Below are 19,990 nucleotides of genomic sequence, written 5' to 3'. Positions count from 1 at the left end.
TTTAAGTAAAAAAAGTATATTAAAATTTGTAAATTACTGACGCTGTATAATTTGATCCTCTTTTGTACGTCTGGAACATACCGTCTGCACTTGTGATCTTATTATCTCTGTTTGTATCTTGAATCAATCTAAATGCTTGATTTAAGATATCTTGTACACCTAGTTTGCATTCTATTTTACCAAATGACTTCTGAACGTTCATGTCTACAATTTGTCTTGGCATTTCGTAAACATTTGAACTCAATACGTTATCACCGATTACATAAATACGCTTTCCAACTGTGTTATAAAGTAAGTTTGCTTGTATACCCGACTTGCTGTGGTTGTAGAATAAACCAGCATTAATTAAGTAAGGCGACTGTCCTTGTAAGTATCTCGATTGGTCAGAGAGTCCACTTACGGTTACACTTGAGTTAATAAGTGAAGCGTTAAATATGGCCATTAAACTTCTTGAGATTTCTTTTCTAAATTCAAACTCAATACCTGTAGAGAAAGCTGATTTTGCATTAGCAACAGTAAAGGCTAAAGCACTACCGTTATAAAATATTGAAGATTCTATAGGGTTTTTAAAGCTTTTGTAAAATGCTCCAAAAGTGATTATTTCGCCTTCAGAAGGGTAATAGTCATATCTCAAATCTAAGTTTTGAATAGTGGCAGTCTTGATATTTTTCTCACCTCTTTTAGATACATCAAACACGAAGTCATAGTATGTAAATGGAGCAAGTTCTCTAAATTCAGGTCTATTTACAGTTGAACCAAACGCAAATCTGATTATATTTTTGTTGTTGAACTTATAGTAAGAGTTTAATGAAGGCAATGTGCTCAATACAGGATTGTCAACAGTTACCGGTGCTCCACCACCACGCTCTTGGCTTTGTAGTTGCTGACGGTTAAACTCTTCTCTGATACCTACGTTTACTAAAAACTTCTCTCCAAATGGAAGGTTAAAGTTTACATAACCTGCAGTTAAGAAGTTTTGAGCTGCGTATTTATCATCTGTGTTGGTTCCTTCGCTGTAGTACACTTTGTCGGCTGCTAAATTGGCAGTATCAAAAAACTTACTTGGAGAAAGATTAAGTACTTCATTAGTAACTCTATTAGGGTTTACAACTCCAAACCATCTTGCTGCAAAATACCTATCTTTATATTCTGTATATGCTCCTACTTTAAATACTTTGTTAAGCTCTGATTTTTCTTTGTTTATTTTTCCGAAAGCTCTTTCGTAGTTAACCGAACCTGTTAAAACGTATTCGTCCATGTTAGAGAAAAATCTCGCTGCTTGTGTAAGGGTAGGAGACTCAAACTGCTGAAGGTCCATTTTGAAAGGGTCATTAGATCCCAATACTCTTGATGATGTAAATCTTCTGTAATCAGGCTCTTTTCTTACTGTATAACCTAATCCTGCAATCCACTTAAGTTTTGAGGTTTCTGTTAGCTCGTGAGTTCCGCCAAGTTGACTCGATAAGATACTCTTTTGCTCATATCTAAATGACTCATTCGAAGTCTCAAGATTGTTTTCGTAAAGTCTGCCTCTTCTTACTACTGTTTCTTTAGAAGCTATTTGGTTAAATAAATTTCTAAATTCTATTTTGTTTTTCGGATTAAGAATCAATGCCCAGTTTGACATAGCTCCCAATCTGATATTGTTTGAATAGCTAACATCATGAAAATCGTTTTGAACAGAACCATCATATAGGTAACGGAACTGATCTGATTCAAATGAAGTGTTGGTGTTTGAATAGTTTATGTAACTGATGTTTGTCAGCTCTTTTGAACCAATATAAAAACGGTTTGAATAATTGATATTTCCTCTGTAGTCAGGATTAACCGTTTTCACAGTTGCAGGGTAGTAGTCATTTAAGCTTTTAAAACTATTGATAACTCCGTCTGAACTTGCATTGTTAATTACAGTTTTTGTAGAGGGAAAATTAGAAGGTAAACTTCTGAAACCAGCTCCAAACCCTAATACATCCATTGAGCTACCAGAGTAGTCATTTGTTTGAGTTCCAGTAGCGTTGGCTCTATATCCTACTCCAAAACCTACAGAGATATTTTTCCCGTCTGGAACAGTTTTCGTGTAAATTTTGATTGCTCCACCCGCTATATCTCCTGGAAGGTCAGATGAAGGCGATTTGTACACCATCATTCTGTCTATAGCACTACTAGGAATTAGGTCAAAAGAGAAAGATTTTACATCTACTTCTGTAGAAGGTGTGATAATGTCATTTAACAATACAGTATTGTATCTTTCATTAAGGCCTCTGATTATTATGAATCTATCGTCAAAAATAGAAACACCAGGTACTCTTCTTACTACTTGAGATGCGTCTCTGTCTTGTGTTTTGGTAATTTGTTGCGACGAAACACCCACTGCAATGTTTTGCACTTGCTTGATTTCTGAAATAACCGAAACTTCAGTTCCTGTCATTCTTTGAGCTTTAATCACAACTCCTTCTAACATTTTTGAGTCTTCCTCTAATGTTACATTGATTAGTGTTGATTTGTCAGCTTCAACTCTAACGTTTTCTATTTCTTTTACAGCAAATCCGATACTTGTAATAATAATTTTGTAACTTCCTGCCGCAACACGGGGTATTTCGAAGTTACCTTCTATGTCGGTCATTACAGCGGTAGTGGTTCCAAAAATCTTTACAGTAGCACCGATTGCTCCTTCGTTTGTAGTTTTTTCTTTAACATTTCCTTTGATTGCTCCTGATTGAGCATAACTCGCAAGGCCTATTAAGATTAGTAATAAAGTAATTTTAAACTTGTTCATTAAATTGGTTATTTTTATTTCGATGCAAAATTACCAACCCAATGTTAAGCCAATGTTAAGTCAATATTATTTGAAGGTTAGGTTTAAGAAAGTTTCAAACTTTTAATCTTTCATTTAGGATTTCATTTTAATGCTATTGTCTAATTATTAGTCAATAAGGAAATTTAAAGTAGGTAAGAGAAATTGAGTTAATAATTTTTTTTAAAAAAAACTCTCCGAAAAATTTTATTAATTCAAAAATCAGCCGTATTTTTGTATTGTAATCGATAAGGAAGATTCGCCTTTCAAAAGGCATCAAAGATAAAAGTTGTGTGGATTTAGTAGCGGGAAAGGCTGGAGTATTTTATTCCAGTCCTTTTTTTTTGCCCAAAATCTAATTTTTAGGCATAAAAAAAGAGCTCTCTGTTAGGAGAACTCTTTGTACCCGGAGCCGGAGTCGAACCGGCACGAGTGTAACCTCATTGGTGTTTGAGACCAACGCGTCTACCAATTCCGCCATCCGGGCGTTCTTTCGTGTTGGGAGTGCAAAAGTATGATAAGATTGCCTTTGCTACAAGCATTTTTTTTACTTTTTTTTAATATTTTCAGTAAAGTATTGAATACTAGAATATTAATTATTATTCATATCTCAAAGATTCTATCGGATCAAATTTTGAAGCCTTATAAGCAGGGTAATATCCCGAAAAAAGGCCTACAATCACACAGACAGAAAAACCTAAGCTTATCCAGTTCCATGGAATAACAAAAGAGCCCTTGCCGTCTGAGAAAAAGTAAGATACTACATTACCAGCTCCAATTCCCAAAATGATTCCTGCAATTCCGCCTAAAAGACAGATTACAATGGCTTCAATCAAAAACTGAAGTCTGATTTTAGTAGGAGAGGCCCCTAATGCTTTTCTAACTCCTATTTCCCGGGTTCGCTCTGTTACTGATACCATCATGATATTCATTAATGCGATAGACGCACCCAATAATGTAACAAAAGAAATTCCGAAGCCTCCAATTCTCAAATAGCCTGTAACTTCTTCTAGGTCTTTCAATAATGCATCAGAGCGTTCAATTTTAAATGAATTATCATCTGTCACTTTGTCTTCTCTAACTCCCCTCATTATAGAGGTAGCTTCTCCTATTATATACTCTAGATCTGTGGCGTCTGGAACCGAAGTAGATATTTCATAAGAAAATCTTCCTTGCGTGTCGTAATTTCTGGCCGATTCCAGAGGGATTAAAACTACTCGGTCGTCGCCACCGCCTGTAATACTTCCTTTTTTGTCTAAAACGCCTACAATTTTATATTTTTCTCCCATTAAGGTTAATATGTTTCCCTCTGGAGACGAATTTGGGAAAAACTTCTGTGCCACTTCATTTCCTATTATCACTACTCGATTTGAATAGTTCCTATCTATTTTAGAAATGTTTCGGCCATTTAATAGTTTATAACCTTTTAGCCCTAAAAAATTTTCGTCAATTCCGGTTACTACTATATTTGGGTTAGATTTTTGCGATTCAAATTTTATAGTTTCATTTTGCGAAGCATAGGTGTAAATACTTACAATCGCATTATTTTTTTCTGAGAAATTATCTTTAAACTTAATGGCTTGTCTAAAATAGATTGGGTTTTGTCTTTTGGCTTGTAAACCCCGCATTCGTCTTCCATTTTGTTCTTCTATTTTTATGTCGAAGGAATTTGCCCCTAGGCCTTCAAAACTTTTGTTTACAGAACCTTGCATGCCTTCTATGGCCGTCAGTATTCCTACCAAAGCAGTTATACCAAACATGATAATGGTGGCCGTAAGTACAGTTCTCAGTAGATTTGATTTTATAGACCTTAGTCCTTCAAGTATATTTTCTTTTAAATTCATGTTTCTCCTTTAGTTATAAAAATGGAATCATTTTTGCATATAATTACTCCATATAGCTCCCAATATATCATTAAATACAATAATTTATGGGTATTTTTGTTTCTAATACAAATTTGAGGATACAATCTTAATCAAACAAACCAATGAAGAAGGTCATTTTGCCGTTTATCATTTTTTTTGCTTTATGCCTAAAAACTAGAGCAAATCAACTGCTAATAACTATGGATGAAACCCAAAAGAATCATCTAAAAGCATATGGATTGGCTTATTGGGTTTTAAAAAAATACGATACCGAAATTGATTGGCTATTAAATTATAAGGGAGGAAGTTTTTTGATTCCTGTAAATCAAACATTTATTAACGAATGCGTGATTAGAGGAATAAGTTACGAGGTTATTTCGGATGCATCTGCTGCCAGTATATTGACTTTGGTGAAAAATCCAGATGCGAACATGGATGCCGTTAAACTACAAAAAGCTCCTAAAATAGCGGTGTATACACCCAAAAGTGCGATGCCATGGGACGATGCCGTTACGTTAGCACTTACCTATGCCGAGATAGAGTTTGATAAAGTTTACGATGATGAAGTGATGGAAGGCAAACTGCCTGAGTATGATTGGTTACACCTGCACCACGAAGACTTTACAGGCCAATATGGTAAGTTTATCAGAATGAAAAGTTCGGCTTGGTATCAGGAACAAAAAAGAGAGGTGGAGGTAATAGCTCGAAAATATGGGTTTACCAAGGCTTCAGAATTAAAAGGTGCAGTAGCCAAAAAAATAAGTGATTTTGTGATTGGAGGAGGTTATATGTTTGCTATGTGTAATGCTACTGATACCTTCGATATTTCTATGGCTGCCCAAGGTGTAGATATAGTAGAGGCTATTTATGACGGAGATGGAAGCGATCCAAATGCCCAAAGTAAACTAAACTATGATAATGCATTTGCTTTTAAAGACTTTACGCTAGTTAATGATCCCTATGAAGTTGAATTTTCTAACATAGACAATCAGCCAAACGAAAGAGGGGTTAATGAATCAAATGATTATTTTACATTGTTTGAGTTTTCGGCCAAATATGACCCAATACCAACTATGTTAACTCAAAATCATCAAAATTTGATTAAGGGTTTCTTGGGTCAAACTACCGCCTTTAAAAAAGAGTTGGTTAAGCCAGAAGTTATTGTTTTAGCAGAAAATAGACTTTCAAATGAGGCTAGGTACATACATGGAACTATGGGAAAAGGGTTTTGGACGTATTACGGTGGCCACGATCCCGAAGATTACCAGCATTTTGTAAATGAAGAGCCAACAGATTTAAATCTGCATCCAAACTCAGCTGGGTATAGGTTAATACTTAATAATGTGCTATTTCCTGCTGCTAAAAAGAAAAAATTAAAGACCTAAAAATTGATTTGTGTCATTTTTGGTTCCACACTTTTTTTATTGATTTGTGGTTTCCTTTGAATGCTAATTTTGTCGAATATGAATCTAAAAATTTTACTTAAGCTAACGGTAGTTGGTGGTTTTTGCTATTTTTTAAGTTCTTGTAACAAAAATACAGACCTCCCCGCTTTTTCTGATTCTGACTTAGAACTACAAAACCTCCTTGCCGAAGCCTCTGGTGGTAAAGGTTTTGAATATTATATTTTACCCGATGAGACTGATTTTCAGAAAATCCCTCAAGATTTAAAAAATCCCTTAACAGTCGAAAAGGTAGAGTTAGGTAAACTCTTGTTTCATGAAACTGGCTTAGGTCAAAATCCCATAATTTCTTCTAGTGTACAAACTTACTCTTGTGCTAGTTGTCACCATGCTAAAGCGGGTTTTCAGGCTTGTGTGCCTCAAGGGATAGGTGAAGGAGGGATTGGGTATGGAATTCAAGGTGAAAAAAGAATTGTAGATATACTATATAAAACAGCTCAGATAGATGTTCAACCAATCCGAACGCCATCGGCTCTTAATATCGCTTATCAGTCAAACATACTTTGGAATGGTCAATTTGGAGGAAAAGATCTTAATATCGGTACTGAAAGTAACTGGACAAAAGGAACCCCCAAAGCTGTAAATGAACTTGGGTATTCGGGTGTAGAAACTCAGGCCATTGCGGGTAGAGATGTGCACAGGTTGTTAATAGATCGAATTTTTATGAGTCATTTTTCTACTTACAAAAGTATGTATGAAAAAGCCTTTGGTGCTGAGTCGTTTAATAATCCCAAACTTCTTGCTCTTAATGGAGCCTTGGCTATAGCGGCTTATGAACGAACTTTACTTGCCAATAGATCGCCATTTCAGCAATGGTTAAGGGGAAATGCAAATGCTATGACTGATCAAGAGAAAGAAGGAGCTAAAGTGTTTTTTTCGAAAGGGAATTGTTACAGTTGTCATAATGGGCCATCTTTGGCCAATATGGAGTTTCATGCACTTGGTATGAATGATCTTAAAAATGGAAGCTACGGAGCCAATACTGTACAAAATATTTCGGATGCTAACCCTGAGCACAAAGGTAGAGGCGGTTTTACGGGAAGGCAAGAGGATTTGTACAGATTTAAAGTACCGCAACTATATAACCTTAAGGACTCGCCTTTTTATGGGCATGGTGCAAGTTTTACAAACATAAAGGAGGTTTTAGATTATAAAAATAAGGGAGTACCTCAAAACGTTAAAGTTCCTGCCAACAAAATTTCGGATAAATTTAAGCCGCTCAATCTTTCAGATGATGAAATACTAGCATTAGAGGCTTTTATAAAAAATGGACTCTACGATCATGATCTTGAGAGGTATGCACCAAAGTCGCTGCCTTCTGGCTTAGCATTTCCAAATAATGACAAACAGTCTAGGCTGGATCTTGGGTTTTAGGTTTCGCTTTTAATTCCTCCATTATGTCATCTTTTATGACTTCGTAGATAGGTTTCTTTTGGATATATTCGCTCAAATATTGAGCAATAATACCTGCCATTAGAAAATAAAATATAGCCGAATGTCTGTCTGTCATCTCTAATACCAAAACTGCAGAGGTAAAAGGGGTACGGGTTACTCCAGTCAAAAAGGCAATCATGGTCATAAGTATCAAAAGATTTTGATGGACTTCCGCGAATTCAAAAAAGCTCAATACAAACTGGCCCAAAGCGGCTCCTGAAGCAAGCGAGGTAGCAAAAATACCTCCGGCACCTCCGGTCACAAACGAAAGTATACTACCGAAAAACCTCGCCGGGAACGAATAGTAAGAGAGAGCTTCGGTTTTGTCAAAAAGAATTTTATTAATGAGAGGCTTGCCCGAGCCAATGCTATAACTGTCCGTAAAAAATAAAAGTGTGGCGAAAGCTAGTCCTAACCCAATTGCAAAAAGGTTTTTGTTTTTGATGGTTTTTCTATAAGCAATAACCGCCAAAACAACTTTACAAAACACACCTGCCATAAGTCCCCCTAAAACCGACACTAATATTGCCATCGGTATTAAGTTATAGGGTAAGCTTTTAATTTTTGGAAACCCTAAAAATAGATATGAGCCCGTGAAAAACTGAGCTGTGAAACCCGCAATAATAACCGCAGAAAAGATAGGGGTTCTGAGTTTGTTAATGTGAGCTTTGGTAAGCTCCTCTACTACATAAACTATTCCGCCCAAAGGTGTATTAAAAGCAGCCGCAAGCCCAGAAGCACCACCTGTTATCAATAGTGTTTGTTGCGTGATTTTTGCTCTAGTTTTGGGCATAAAATCACTGATAATTTTAAAAATAGACCCAGAAATATGCAAGGTAGGCCCCTCTCTACCTATACTTCCACCTCCAAACAGCAAAATTAAGCTGGAGAGAATTTTGAAAAGGATAATTTTTATTCCCAAAAGTTTGTGCATCACCTTGTTGCCGAATGAGGTCTCCGATATTTCTATGGCAGCTAAAAGTTGCGGAATACCGCTTCCACTTGCGTATTTTGAATATTTTGTAACGATAAATTGTGTCAAGAAAAAACACAAAGGCGATAGAATGAAAAAGTAATAAGGAGAATAATTGAATAAATTAATAGACCAGCCTTCTACGTGCTTAAAAAGTTCTTCATATAAAACAGAAATTAGACCGACTAAAACTGAACCCACAATTAAAGGCAGAGCTTCACCAGAAAAGCGAGCGATGTATTTTTGAGGTATTTTTTTTGATATTTTTTTTACAATACTTAGGTTTTTTACTTTAGTATTCCAAAAATGAGCAAAAGTATCAAAATTGTATTTTTCCAAGCCTATTAAGTTTTAGTGTTCACTGTGTCCCAATGATTTCAAAGGGTTTACGTGGTCTCTAATTAGTTGTTTGTATCTTTTCGGTTCTGCAAAACCGCCATTTTCTTTCCTATCAAATGCAACTTTATCGTCTACATAAAGTCTAAAAATACCAGAAATGCCAGAGGGTTTTAAACTGATTTCGTCTATCTCTTCTTCGAAAGTTATCAATAACTCTTGGGCTATCCAAGCTGCTCTCAGCATCCATTTGCATTTGGGGCAGTATTCCACCGTTATCTTAAATTTTTTCACCTAATTTTATTATTTTAGAGTTTCTAGATATCCAACCAAATCTGCTAATTCTTGCTCTTTTAAAGGAAATTTTGGCATTATTGACTCTTCCATTGCCAAAATCTGCTTCACATCTTTTCTTTTTACAATATTAACTTTGCTTTGTCCCGGATATTTAATCATAAAATCATTTTCAGTTTTTGACGTTAATATTCCTTGATACATGGAGCCGTCAAAAAGCGTAATGTTTTGACCCTCATATCCAAAACTAATACCTTCACTTGGATTTATTATCGCATTAAGCAAACCCTCTTTACTTAGTTTTTTGCCAATTTGGCTTAAGCCCGGACCAAAGTCCGTGCCCTTATTATTGGCTACATGGCAGGTGGTACAATAAGTTTCAAAAAGTTGTTTTCCTGAGCTCAAATTTCCACTTTGGCTGAGAACATTGGTGGTGTTTATTTTTTGTTCCTCCTCACCATTTACAAAATACTTGGAAGCCGCCACACGTATGTCCGAATGCCAGGTTTGTTTTAAAATGTTTTCAACTATAGGTAAAAACTCATTAGGAATTTTGCCAGCTTGTGTCAATTTCCATAGTGTTTCTTCACTTTCCCACCCAATCATTTCTTCAATGGCTTGCTCTCTTAAAGAATGACTAAGTTTTTTGTTTGTAAATGTTTTAATCAAAATAGCCGTAACATTAGCCTTGTCTACTTCCCCGTATACATCAATTGCTTTTTTTGCGTTTGTTTTGTTTTTTAGTTCTGTTTCAAGTCCTAAAGTACCGTGATTTTTCACACAAATGGTAGCAGCAGAGGTAGATATGTTAGAGTTTGAATTTGTCATCGCTAATTTATGTAGTCTGCTATATTGACTTTTAATACTGTATTTATCTACTATTTCTAAAAAATCTAATTCACTTTTTATTCCTGCCATCAGAAGCGGTAATTCTTTATTAAAAGTAGGGTTGCCATGTATAGTAGCCTGGTCGAAATGCTTGAAAATCGTTACTTTTTCTTCTGTGCTTTTGGCATTTTTTATTAAACCGAGTAAAATATCATTTTTGTCTGTATTGTCTTGAAAGTCAAAAGCTCGATAATATTTTCCTTTTTGGCTTTCTGGACTATTTTTGATTATTTCTGCCAAAAGTACCTTTGTTTTTAATCCTCTACTTCTCCATACCAAGTCTTTGGTTTTGTCAGTTTTTAACCAATTGGATTCGTTATTTTCTTTTAATAATTTCAAACAATTATCCCAGTCTAAATCGGCTCCAATTCCTAAAGCTTCTAAATACCAACGGTCACCACCATCATAAGCTTCTGCCAATTTTAACCATACGTCCGAATACTTTTTGTGTCTAATTTCAACAGCTATTTCTCTTTTTACCTGAATGGAGGCATCGTTGCTCATTTTCAAATAAAATGCATGCGGGTTTTTTATCAATTCAGAAGCCATCCTTATTGCTTGTATTCTTACGTCTTCATTTTTGCTATTTGAGGCTTCAGTTATGTATTTATTGTCTATCTGTGCCAATAGCCAATAGGCTCTTGCTGCCATACGTGGGTTTTGATTTTTGGCTAATTCTTTCAGATTGTTTTCAGCTGCTTTGCCTAAACTTTTCAATGCCATAAAAGCCTTGAACCTCACAGCCTGATTTGGATTTTGTAAAGCCACAATAGCTTCTGACGGATCTGAGTAAATGAAATTAGGAACAGTAGGGCGATGATTTTTGGGAGCAATTCTAAAAACTCGGCCTCTAAGTGAGTCTCCCATGGCGTGTCCACCCACACCGGGGTCATACCAATCCGAAATATAAATTGAGCCATCGGGAGCCACGGTTACATCAGAAGGTCTAAACCATTTGTCTTTTTTCGATCCATCTACTATTGGAAGAATTTCGGCCTTATAACCCGCACCACTTTTCTGTGCAGGATATGCTCGAACTATGTTTGGGCCGGCGTCACAATGAATAATTTGATTTCGGTACATTTGAGGCAAAAGGTTACCTTCGTATAATACTATTCCGGTAGGTGAGCCCGCATAAGTTTGTAATAAATTAGGTACAACTCCAGGGTCATTTAGGTGCCAATGCTGCTGATAAACTGAATCTTCTAAGTTTGTTCTCCTTACTCGCCAATCTGCTCCTGTCATCTCGTCTTTGTAACCGTAATTGCCATGTGGCATTACATAGTTTATGCGGGTACTTCGGTTTCCATCATCGTCATTGTCAGACTGCCACATAGTACCGTATGAATCCAAGGTTAATTCATAATTGTTTCTAAAATTCCAAGCTAAAATTTCAACATTGCTTCCATCAAGTTCTGAACGGTACACCATTCCTTCTCTATATGGTTTTCCATCACCTTTTATTATATTTCCTAATTCATCTTTTAGTGGTTCTTTATTACGAGTTAATAGGCCTTTACCTTCGTTACCGTAATTGAAGTATAGTTTTCCATCAGGTCCAAAAACAAACGCATGCATGCCATGGTCGTGTTGAATACCGCCAATTCCTGTAAACATCACTTCTTTTGAGTCTGGTACATCATCTTGGTTTTCATCTGTAAAAACTAAAACATTCGGACTGCACGATACATATACTTTATTTCCTAACACAGCTATTCCCAGAGCTGCATTTATGTCTTCTCCTTGATAAAATACTGTGCTCTTGTCTGCCTTACCATCGTGATCTGTGTCTTCTAGTATTAAAATCCTATCGCCTTTTTTGTTATATGGATTTCTTGGATTAAGGGCATTTCGATAGTTGTAAGCTTCACAAATCCAAATTCGGCCTTTGTCGTCGATATCCATGTTTGTTGGATTTGACATCATAGGTTCTGACGCAAAAAGCGTAATTTCTAATTCAGGGTCAAGCAGGTCAAGTCCATCAATGGCGTGTGAAGGATCTCTTTTTTCGGCTTCGCTGAGTTTGTTATACGCTTCTACACTAAGATTTTGGTCTGAAATAAAGCCAAAAGTTATGCTTAGGCAAAGTATAATTATTTTTTTCATAAGGGGTTGAATAGTTTTTTTGGAATTTAATCCAAAATATATAGGTTGTTGCAGCCTAATTTAGGTAAATTTTCTGAAAGGCGTTTTACTACAATTAGTCTTTCTAAATTATAAGAGTCAAAGTCAGGATCGTTTTTATCGAAACTATTGATTTTAACCATTCCTGACGAATGTACAAATTTTAAGTCTCCTAGCCATATAGCCACGTGCGTTACTTTTTTAGTGGTAGTATTTCCAAAAAATAGTAAATCGCCTTCTTGTAAGTTTTTGAAATTGTTTTCAATAGAAATCTCTTTTCCCAACAAAACCTGTTGAGAGGCATCTCTGGGAAGTAATAGGCCTTTCGAAAAATACGCCATTCTGGTAAAACCACTACAATCTACGCCTTTATAAGAAGTGCCACCCCATAGATAGGGGATTCCTAAAAAAGTATTCGTAATTTCTTTAATGTTTGTAATGTCTGAATTGAGGTTTTTTAACCAAAGTTTTGAATCAACAACATCTGCATTTTTTACAAAGCCCAACTTGCCATCAGGAAGTATTAATTCAGTATAGTTTGCTCCAACTTTTTTGTAAGAATTAAGATTGCCAAATGATAGATCTCTAATGCGAGAATTTGAATTTAAAGAGTCTGAAAGAGCGAACCCCGATGTCTGTACATAAACTACTTTTGGAATTGACGTCTGATTTTCGAAAGCTTTTTGAGTAAATACTTCTATTGTGCTGCCGTCTACCCAACCTATGTATTGGTCGGGAGATTGAACTCGATACCAACCTCGGTGTTTTTCTAAAAGGCGGAGTGGCATGCCGAGCAGCAGTTGTGAAGCAAGTTCTGCTGATTCGTTTGGCGTGGTTCTAAGGTTTGCTACCGACACATTTACTATTCCAAAACGATTGTCTGAAAGTGTTTTATTTGGAAGTGTTTCAACAGAATCTATAAGGTTGACGCTTGCTTTCGAAAATTCAAAAATCAACTTCTCTTTGGCTTTTATGATATTTGTTTTACCTTTTAAAGTACCAGAAACTGAGTCATATTTTATTTCGAAAATAGCAGTTCGGCTATCAGGGGCAAACTCAGATTTTACTTTATAGAGGATATTTTGACTCTGTGAAAAAACAGAAATCCTAATTAATAATAGTAAACTAAAAGAAATTAGGATTTTGCTTTTCATGATTTATTTATATGGTTCCAGCCTTGAGCTGTAATGTTAGTTCTTTCGCCCGAATTAAGAACTAAAATATTGTTTTTTTCTTGTGTTACAAAACCAATCGGTGTGATTTCCGTAATACCTTTTACTTTTTCAAAATCTTGCTGACTAAAAGTCATCAGAAGCTCATAGTCTTCGCCGCCATTCATTACGCAGTTGATCGGATTCAGGTTAAACTCTGCAGAGGTTTCAAGAGTCTGATTTTCTACCGGGATATTATCAAAGAACAGATTGAATCCCATACCCGAATTGGCACTTAAATGTAAAACTTCAGATGCCAAGCCGTCTGAAATGTCTATCATCGATGTCGGCACCACATTTATTTCTCTCAAATCATGGATAATGTCTGTTCGTCCTTCAGGTTTTAGTTGACGACCAATTATGTAATTTTTGTCTTCAATTTTCGGCTGCATATTTGGATTTTCAAGAAATTCTCTTTTTTCTCTCTCCAAAATCTGTAAACCTAAATAAGCTGCTCCAAGGTCACCTGTTACGCATAAAATATCATTTGGCTTTGCACCAGACCGATACGCAATTTTGTCTTTTTCAACTTCGCCCAGTACCGAGATAGAAATAATTAGCCCCTGTCTGCTGCTGCAAGTATCGCCTCCAATTAGGTCGATGTTATATGCCTCGCAAGCTGCTTTTATTCCTTCATAAAGTTCGTCTATGGCGGGTAAATCAAACTTGCTAGATACACCAATACTGACGGTTATTTGCTTTGGAATTCCATTCATTGCGGCTATGTCAGACACGTTTACGGCCACTGCTTTGTAGCCTAGGTGCCTGAGCGGGCAGTACGTCAAGTCAAAGTGAATTCCTTCAAGCAGCATGTCGGTTGAGATCAAACCGTAGTTTCTTCCCATGTCAAATACCGCCGCATCGTCTCCGATGCCATATACAGTGCTTGCTTGTTTTATTTGGGTGTTGTTCTTGATTCTGTTAATCAAACCAAACTCCCCTAGGTCTTGTAGTGTTTCCATTTCGCAAAAGTAGTATTTAGAATAAGGATAAACAAAAAAAGCGAGCCAATGCTCGCTTAAATATTAATAAGTTGTTTCTGAGAAATTAATTCGCAGAAGCTAATGTGTATACGTTTTTGGTGTTTCCAGTTTTAGGGTAGCTCTGGTTTGCTGTTAAAACTAATTCGGTGTCACCGATTGAGGTTATGGTGAAATCAAGCGTTCCGCCAGTTCCAGTTGGCTCAGGTATTAAACCCGTTATTGACAATTTGGTATCACCCGAAATACTATATTTACCGGTATAAGTACCACCATCTACTTCTCTCAATATAACCGTAGGAGGTGTAGAAAGATCAAGTTTGTAAGTAGCGTATCCGGGTTTTGTGTTACTATTTCCTCCTAATTTATAAACTTCAACACTGTTTTCTTTGACAGATGAAGCAGTCCAGATTTTAGCTATTCTTTCTGAAACAGGAGCAACTTTAGTTCCGCAGCTTGTAACAACTAGAGCTAATAGAGTTGCAAAGGAAAAGGTTAGGACTTTTTTGTTCATTAGATTTTTCTTTTTATATAATAACGCGAATATATCTCAGTTCGTTGTATAAGACAAAAAAAATGCCATAATTTTCTTTAAATATCTATAACTTAATTACAATGGATACGTGTTTTTAAACTAGGCTAAAGCAAAAATAAAACTATCTATTCGTATTTTTGTTTTTTTAAAATAACAAGTGTAGCACCTTTATGGATGAGAAATTATATTCCAAAAATCAATTGGCCTTGCGAAACGGTACAGACAAAGAGGAGATTTGGGTGGCACTAAATGGCGTCATTTATGATGTGTCAGCTTCCAGACTTTGGAAAAACGGGAAACACTACGAGCATTGGGCAGGGCAGGACCTTAGCGATGAACTTAAAGATGCTCCACATACTGAAAAGGTTTTTGAGAAATTTGAAATTGTAGGAAAACTTCGTTAAAAATATATAATTTAAATGAAAATCGTAAATACGCTAATACTTTTTGCTAGTCTCGGCTTATTGGTAATGTGGGTTGATCAGTTTATCTATAAAGGAGTAGACCTCAAAGACAGTTATTTTTTTTTAATGTTTTCGGTGAGTGGGTTTCTGTATTATACCTACAGAAGAGGGCTTCAGAAAATGAATGAGGATTCTGAAAAGAAAGACTCAAAAAATGAGAAGAAAAAGAAATAAAGTAAAGTCTATCACCCATCGGTATCTTTCGTTTAAAGAAAAATATTTTGGGTTTGAAACTATTATTGAAACCAATATCGAGATTGAAGCGAGTATCAAGGCCATCTTATTTGAATACTCAATGCCTCCCGTAAAAAAGATTATACTTATAAAAATAATGATTCCACTAAGTCTGAAAATGTATTTTCTCACTTTTTGAGGTGAAATCACTTTCGTTACGTTATCAATTTCAGGATTTTCAATGTTTTCAAAATATGAAAATGCCAGTAAATTTTGAATTACTATCAGAAAAAACATAAAAGCTAAGTACCAAGAACTCAAATTGATACTAGAGCTATTGGTAAAAGGAACGCCACAAATTGCCACACAAAAGACAATTGGCATCATAAATTCTTTGTAGTACTTTCCTTTCTTGGTTTTTTGAACAATCAAAAAGTAAAAGCCTACCAAAAGTAAGGTACCAATTCCTAGTTTTATTATTTCGAAAGAAACAAAAAACAAGACAGAAATATTGATAATAATTAAGGAAACAACTGCAGTTTGAAGGGTATACTGATGTTTTTGATGAAAAACATGCCGATTGGTGTTTTGGGTTTCAGCCGAATAGTTATCTATTATTCTGTCTAAAATATAGATGATCCAAGCCGAGTTTGAGGTTAACAAAACCAGCCACCAATTGATAGGAGCGTGGCCATCAGGAAGTTTGAAAAAAGCGATTGTACAGACCGAAACAGCCAACACAACGTGAAAACTAGCCAGGTATAACCACGAAAACAGAGATTTTATTTGCCTCAAAAACATTAAAGAATAAATAAAGCCTTTGTTTACATAAAATAAACAAAGGCCGAACATTTTTTTTAACAAAAATAAAACTTAGGCTTCTAAAAACATATCTATCTCATGGATATATTTATCTGGGGATTCCAATATGCCAGATAGTCCGGTTTTTTCAAGTACCACCAGCTCTCCATGAGCAAGGTCGTCTGCCAATTCCTGTGATATAGCTATGGGCGAAGTTTTATCTTCGTCGCCAGCTATAACTAGTGTTTTGCAAGTTATCTTTTTTAAGTCTTCTGGTATAGGTTCACGCATTATTAAACCTTCTGTAGCTTTTACTATGCTAAATCTATCGTTTTCTCTCAATTTTTTTAAAAAGTAGTCGTAGTCAGCTTTTCGCTCTTTGTTTTCGAGAAATGTCTTTCCAAACATCATATCCATGATGTTTTTTTCAACAGGCCAAAAACCGACAGTTCTAGCCAGGTTGTTTAGCATCTTAAACCTTAGTTTATCTTCGGGGGTTTCTTCCATAATAGAAGTGCCCAAAATAAACATTTTCTCTACTTTTTCTGGCATTCTTGCTGCCACTCTCAAGCACACATTGCCACCCATAGCTACGCCAAGCAAAATCACATTTGTGTCAGTTAAGGTCTCTATTATTTCGATAGTGTCTTCAGTCAGCGTTTCCATGTCGTATTTTCCAGTTTTAGACACAGACTTACCGTGACCAGGAAAATCAAAAATGATGACTTTGTACTTATTTTTATAATATTCTACGAGGTCTTTAAACATAAAACTGTTCCATAACAAACAGTGCGTCAGTACAAACGTGGTAGAACCTGAACCGTGTGTTTCGTAATAATAATTAGCGTTTTTTAAATCGAGAAATGGCATTTTTAAAAATTTTGTTTAAGCAAAAACCTCTCTAGAAGGTATTTCATGATTATACAATCCTGCGTTTAATTTAGATCTTATCTTTTTAAAACATAAAATAGTGTATTCCACATCAGCTTCTGAATGGGTTGCAGTGGGTATCAATCTTAACATTATTACGCCTTTTGCCACTACGGGGTAAATTACCACCGAACAAAAAATGTTCATGTTTTCTCTTAAGTCAATCACCATATTACAAACCTCGTCACGAGTGAAATTTTGATGGAAATATACCGGAGTTACATGACAGTTGGTAGTTTCGAGGTTAAACCCTTCTTTTATTAGTCCTGCTTGTAACTTATTCGCAATATTCCATAATTTTTCTCTCAAATGTGGCTGAGTTCTGATCATTTCTAATCTTTTCATACCGCCTAATACATAACCCATCGGTAGGGCTTTTGCATAAATTTGAGAACGAGCACTGTATTTTAAATATAAAATTACTTCCTCTTTAGCACCTACAAAGGCTCCCATCGAAGACATTGCTTTTGTAAAAGTAGCAAAGTAAATATCTATCTTATCTTGTACATCAAAAAACTCGCCAGTTCCTTTGCCATTCGGTCCTAAAACTCCAAAACCGTGAGCATCGTCTACTAATAGGCTAAAATTATACGATTCTTTCAGGTTTGCTATCTCATCTAGTTTACCAACTTGGCCTGTCATACCAAAAACGCCTTCGGTAATAACCAATATTCCGCCTCCAGTTTGTGACACATATTTGCTTGCTCTTTTCAGATTTAGCTCTAGGCTAGCCATGTCATTGTGATTGTACTTGTAGTATATTCCACCTTTTGCTTTATGAAGTCGGATGCCGTCTATTAAACATGCATGCGATTCAGCATCGTAAACAATTACGTCTCTATGATCTACTACGGATTCTATCACTGACATGATTCCTTGGTAGCCAAAATTCATTAAAAATGCAGCTTCTTTTTCAGAAAAATCGGCGAGTTGCCTTTCAAATTCTTCGTGTTGGTACGAGTTAGCACTCATCATACGTGAGCCCATAGGGTAGCTTAAACCATAATTAATAATGGCGTTTGCGTCAGCCTCTCTAACTTCCGGGTGGTTTGATAAGCCCAAATAGTTGTTTAACGACCAGTTTAATACGGTTTTTCCATTAAATTTCATGTATGGACCTGTTTCACCCTCTAGCACAGGAAACGTAAAATAATGATGGCCTACGCCAGACACTGCCCCAAGTGGGCTTTTGTTTTCTTTAATTTTGTCAAAAATAGATTTTGCCATGGAGTTATTTTGTTTAAGTTAAATAAAACCATAGAGCTTCTTTATAAATTTTCACATAAGATTTTCAGCCTTTTAATACTTAAATTAAAAGGGCAAAAAGCATCGGAACGTCTTAATTATTATTTTTTGGGACAAATAATGATCAACACAAATAAAACTAATATCTATTTTATTTCTACCAATTTTGAAAAGAAATCTTTGGTAAAATTTCTCAAATCTGATTGTGCGGTATCATTTATACCCGAGCAATAAAAAGCAAAAGAATAAATTTCGTTTTTGTCGTCAAAAAAATAGCCTGAATAGTTCTTTACCCCTGAAATAGTGCCACTCTTTGCATAGATTTTTCCATTCGTTTTATTCCGTGGATCTAGGTATTTTACGGTTCCTGACTTTCCCACAATAGGTATAGTTTTCAAAAAAGAATTAAAGTCTGACATCGTGGATAGTTTTTGTAAAAAATCACACATATTCCTAGTAGAAATCAGATTTGAGGCCGAAAGGCCACTTCCGTCTATAAGATGAGTTTTAGAAAAATTAATATCCCTTTCTTTGGCTTTTAACCTATAAAATGATTCGAAATCTGAATTTTCTAATTCTGTCAAATAAACACCCAAACCATCAGCGAAAAAATTCACGCTTTTGTGATTACACTCGGTTATTATATCCTCTAATTTTGGAGATTCTAAAACCGTTAAAGTGTCAAATTTTGAAAGTAAAGAATCGTTTGGGATTTCTTGATTGAAGCTAATCTGATTTTTTAGAAGCTCCGTTTTTAGGTTTTCTTTAAAGGTTAAAGCTGGGGTGGGATTTGCCCCTTTTATTTTGAAAGAACGAGCTCCCGCTGGAATCGAGCCGATTAAAATTATAGTATTATTACCAGGAATGCTGATGACATTTACTTGGTCACCACTATTTCTAGGCCCTATTTTTACTTGATTTATTATTTCCCAGTTTGAGGCCAAAGGCTCTGTTTTAACTAAATCGGCGGACTGGCCTTCCATATTTTTGGCATCAAAATAATAGCTGACGATGTTTTCATCGAAATTAAACCGCATAGGAAATGCCCCAAAATAGTTGCCAATATCTCCAATTTGCCACGATAAGGGTACCTTAAAAGTATTGTTGTCGGTAATTATTTCTATATCGCCTTTGACGGCTTTTATTTCTTTGTTTTTTAAAGCTAAAATTATTTCTCTTTCTGGATTCAGGTTAAACCTCTTCGAACCAAAACTTGGGTCGCTTTGGGTGTCGATAATAATTTTGCCGGTGAAAATCCCCTCATTTAATTGCCCGTTAAGTATAATGTTTGATTTAAATCTAAATTGAGATCCTAGTTTTTGAAAGGCCAAACCGGTGCTCAAAAGTTTTAGTGTGGAAGCAGGAGGCAGATTCAAGTCTGAATTATATGAAAACATAGTGCTGTCGTTGGATGTTTTCTTCACGAAAACACTAATTTGGACCTCAGGGTGCATATTTTTCTGAAAATCAGAAACGAAA

Annotated in this window: 16 protein-coding genes and 1 tRNA gene; 4 read left to right on the top strand and 13 right to left on the bottom strand. The window is 35.7% G+C overall.

Going from position 1 to position 19,990, the window contains the following annotated elements; all coding sequences use genetic code 11:
* Positions 1-19: 19 nt before the first annotated feature.
* The 3 genes from ACFOOI_RS05055 to ACFOOI_RS05045 form a co-directional block, all read right to left on the bottom strand.
* Positions 20-2,776 (bottom strand): TonB-dependent receptor, encoded by a 2,757-nt coding sequence (locus ACFOOI_RS05055; protein ID WP_379835748.1) that lies wholly within the window; start codon positions 2,774-2,776, stop codon positions 20-22.
* Between the two features lie 421 nt (positions 2,777-3,197).
* Positions 3,198-3,281: transfer RNA gene (locus tag ACFOOI_RS05050), tRNA-Leu, on the bottom strand.
* A 112-nt stretch (positions 3,282-3,393) separates the two neighbouring features.
* A complete protein-coding gene (locus ACFOOI_RS05045; protein WP_379835746.1) occupies positions 3,394-4,638 on the bottom strand; it encodes an ABC transporter permease in 1,245 nt (414 codons plus the stop codon).
* 143 nt (positions 4,639-4,781) lie between these two features.
* On the opposite strand from ACFOOI_RS05045, the gene ACFOOI_RS05040 reads away from it, so the two are divergent.
* Both ACFOOI_RS05040 and ACFOOI_RS05035 read left to right on the top strand, forming a co-directional pair.
* Positions 4,782-6,044, top strand: coding sequence for an asparagine synthetase B (locus ACFOOI_RS05040; RefSeq protein ID WP_379835744.1), 1,263 nt, complete (start codon positions 4,782-4,784; stop codon positions 6,042-6,044).
* A 78-nt stretch (positions 6,045-6,122) separates the two neighbouring features.
* Positions 6,123-7,496 (top strand): cytochrome-c peroxidase, encoded by a 1,374-nt coding sequence (locus ACFOOI_RS05035; RefSeq protein WP_379835742.1) that lies wholly within the window; start codon positions 6,123-6,125, stop codon positions 7,494-7,496.
* Here the strand turns inward: ACFOOI_RS05035 and ACFOOI_RS05030 are convergent.
* From ACFOOI_RS05030 to ACFOOI_RS05005, 6 genes are all read right to left on the bottom strand, one after another.
* The gene (locus ACFOOI_RS05030; protein WP_379835740.1) at positions 7,474-8,868 is read right to left on the bottom strand and encodes a chloride channel protein; all 1,395 of its coding nucleotides are present in this window, start codon (positions 8,866-8,868) and stop codon (positions 7,474-7,476) included. The genes ACFOOI_RS05035 and ACFOOI_RS05030 overlap by 23 nt on opposite strands.
* A gap of 12 nt (positions 8,869-8,880) precedes the next feature.
* Positions 8,881-9,159, bottom strand: a complete 279-nt coding sequence (locus tag ACFOOI_RS05025) for a SelT/SelW/SelH family protein (protein WP_379835738.1) — start codon at positions 9,157-9,159, stop codon at positions 8,881-8,883.
* Positions 9,160-9,168: 9 nt separating this feature from the next.
* Entirely contained in the window at positions 9,169-12,153 is a 2,985-nt protein-coding gene (locus tag ACFOOI_RS05020) for a PVC-type heme-binding CxxCH protein (RefSeq protein WP_379835736.1), read from the bottom strand.
* 26 nt (positions 12,154-12,179) lie between these two features.
* Positions 12,180-13,325 (bottom strand): C40 family peptidase, encoded by a 1,146-nt coding sequence (locus ACFOOI_RS05015; RefSeq protein ID WP_379835734.1) that lies wholly within the window; start codon positions 13,323-13,325, stop codon positions 12,180-12,182.
* Entirely contained in the window at positions 13,322-14,344 is a 1,023-nt protein-coding gene (gene thiL, locus ACFOOI_RS05010; protein WP_379835732.1) for a thiamine-phosphate kinase, read from the bottom strand. Before thiL ends, ACFOOI_RS05015 begins: the two co-directional genes overlap by 4 nt.
* Positions 14,345-14,429: 85 nt before the next feature.
* Complete coding sequence (locus ACFOOI_RS05005) at positions 14,430-14,876, bottom strand: hypothetical protein (RefSeq protein ID WP_379835730.1); 447 nt, start codon at positions 14,874-14,876, stop codon at positions 14,430-14,432.
* Between the two features lie 191 nt (positions 14,877-15,067).
* Between ACFOOI_RS05005 and ACFOOI_RS05000 the strand changes: the two genes are divergently transcribed.
* Positions 15,068-15,301 (top strand): cytochrome b5 domain-containing protein, encoded by a 234-nt coding sequence (locus tag ACFOOI_RS05000; RefSeq protein ID WP_379835728.1) that lies wholly within the window; start codon positions 15,068-15,070, stop codon positions 15,299-15,301.
* Between the two features lie 15 nt (positions 15,302-15,316).
* The gene (locus tag ACFOOI_RS04995) at positions 15,317-15,535 is read left to right on the top strand and encodes a hypothetical protein (RefSeq protein WP_379835726.1); all 219 of its coding nucleotides are present in this window, start codon (positions 15,317-15,319) and stop codon (positions 15,533-15,535) included.
* Here the strand turns inward: ACFOOI_RS04995 and ACFOOI_RS04990 are convergent.
* The 4 genes from ACFOOI_RS04990 to dacB all read right to left on the bottom strand — a co-directional run bounded on the left by ACFOOI_RS04990 (position 15,509) and on the right by dacB (position 19,965).
* On the bottom strand, positions 15,509-16,387 hold the full coding sequence (locus ACFOOI_RS04990; RefSeq protein WP_379835724.1) for a hypothetical protein: 879 nt from the start codon (positions 16,385-16,387) through the stop codon (positions 15,509-15,511). The genes ACFOOI_RS04995 and ACFOOI_RS04990 overlap by 27 nt on opposite strands.
* Positions 16,388-16,408: 21 nt before the next feature.
* Positions 16,409-17,206, bottom strand: a complete 798-nt coding sequence (locus ACFOOI_RS04985) for an alpha/beta fold hydrolase (RefSeq protein ID WP_379835722.1) — start codon at positions 17,204-17,206, stop codon at positions 16,409-16,411.
* Positions 17,207-17,221: 15 nt separating this feature from the next.
* Positions 17,222-18,493, bottom strand: coding sequence for an aminotransferase class I/II-fold pyridoxal phosphate-dependent enzyme (locus ACFOOI_RS04980; protein ID WP_379835720.1), 1,272 nt, complete (start codon positions 18,491-18,493; stop codon positions 17,222-17,224).
* Between the two features lie 164 nt (positions 18,494-18,657).
* Positions 18,658-19,965, bottom strand: coding sequence for a D-alanyl-D-alanine carboxypeptidase/D-alanyl-D-alanine endopeptidase (gene dacB / locus ACFOOI_RS04975; RefSeq protein WP_379840177.1), 1,308 nt, complete (start codon positions 19,963-19,965; stop codon positions 18,658-18,660).
* Positions 19,966-19,990: the final 25 nt, after the last annotated feature.

It is taken from the genome of Lacihabitans lacunae (genome assembly GCF_042649125.1).
Taxonomy (GTDB): Bacteria; Bacteroidota; Bacteroidia; order Cytophagales; family Spirosomataceae; genus Leadbetterella; species Leadbetterella lacunae.
The sequence above is the reverse complement of the archived record's forward strand: the minus strand, read 5'-3'. Positions and strand labels throughout refer to the sequence as shown.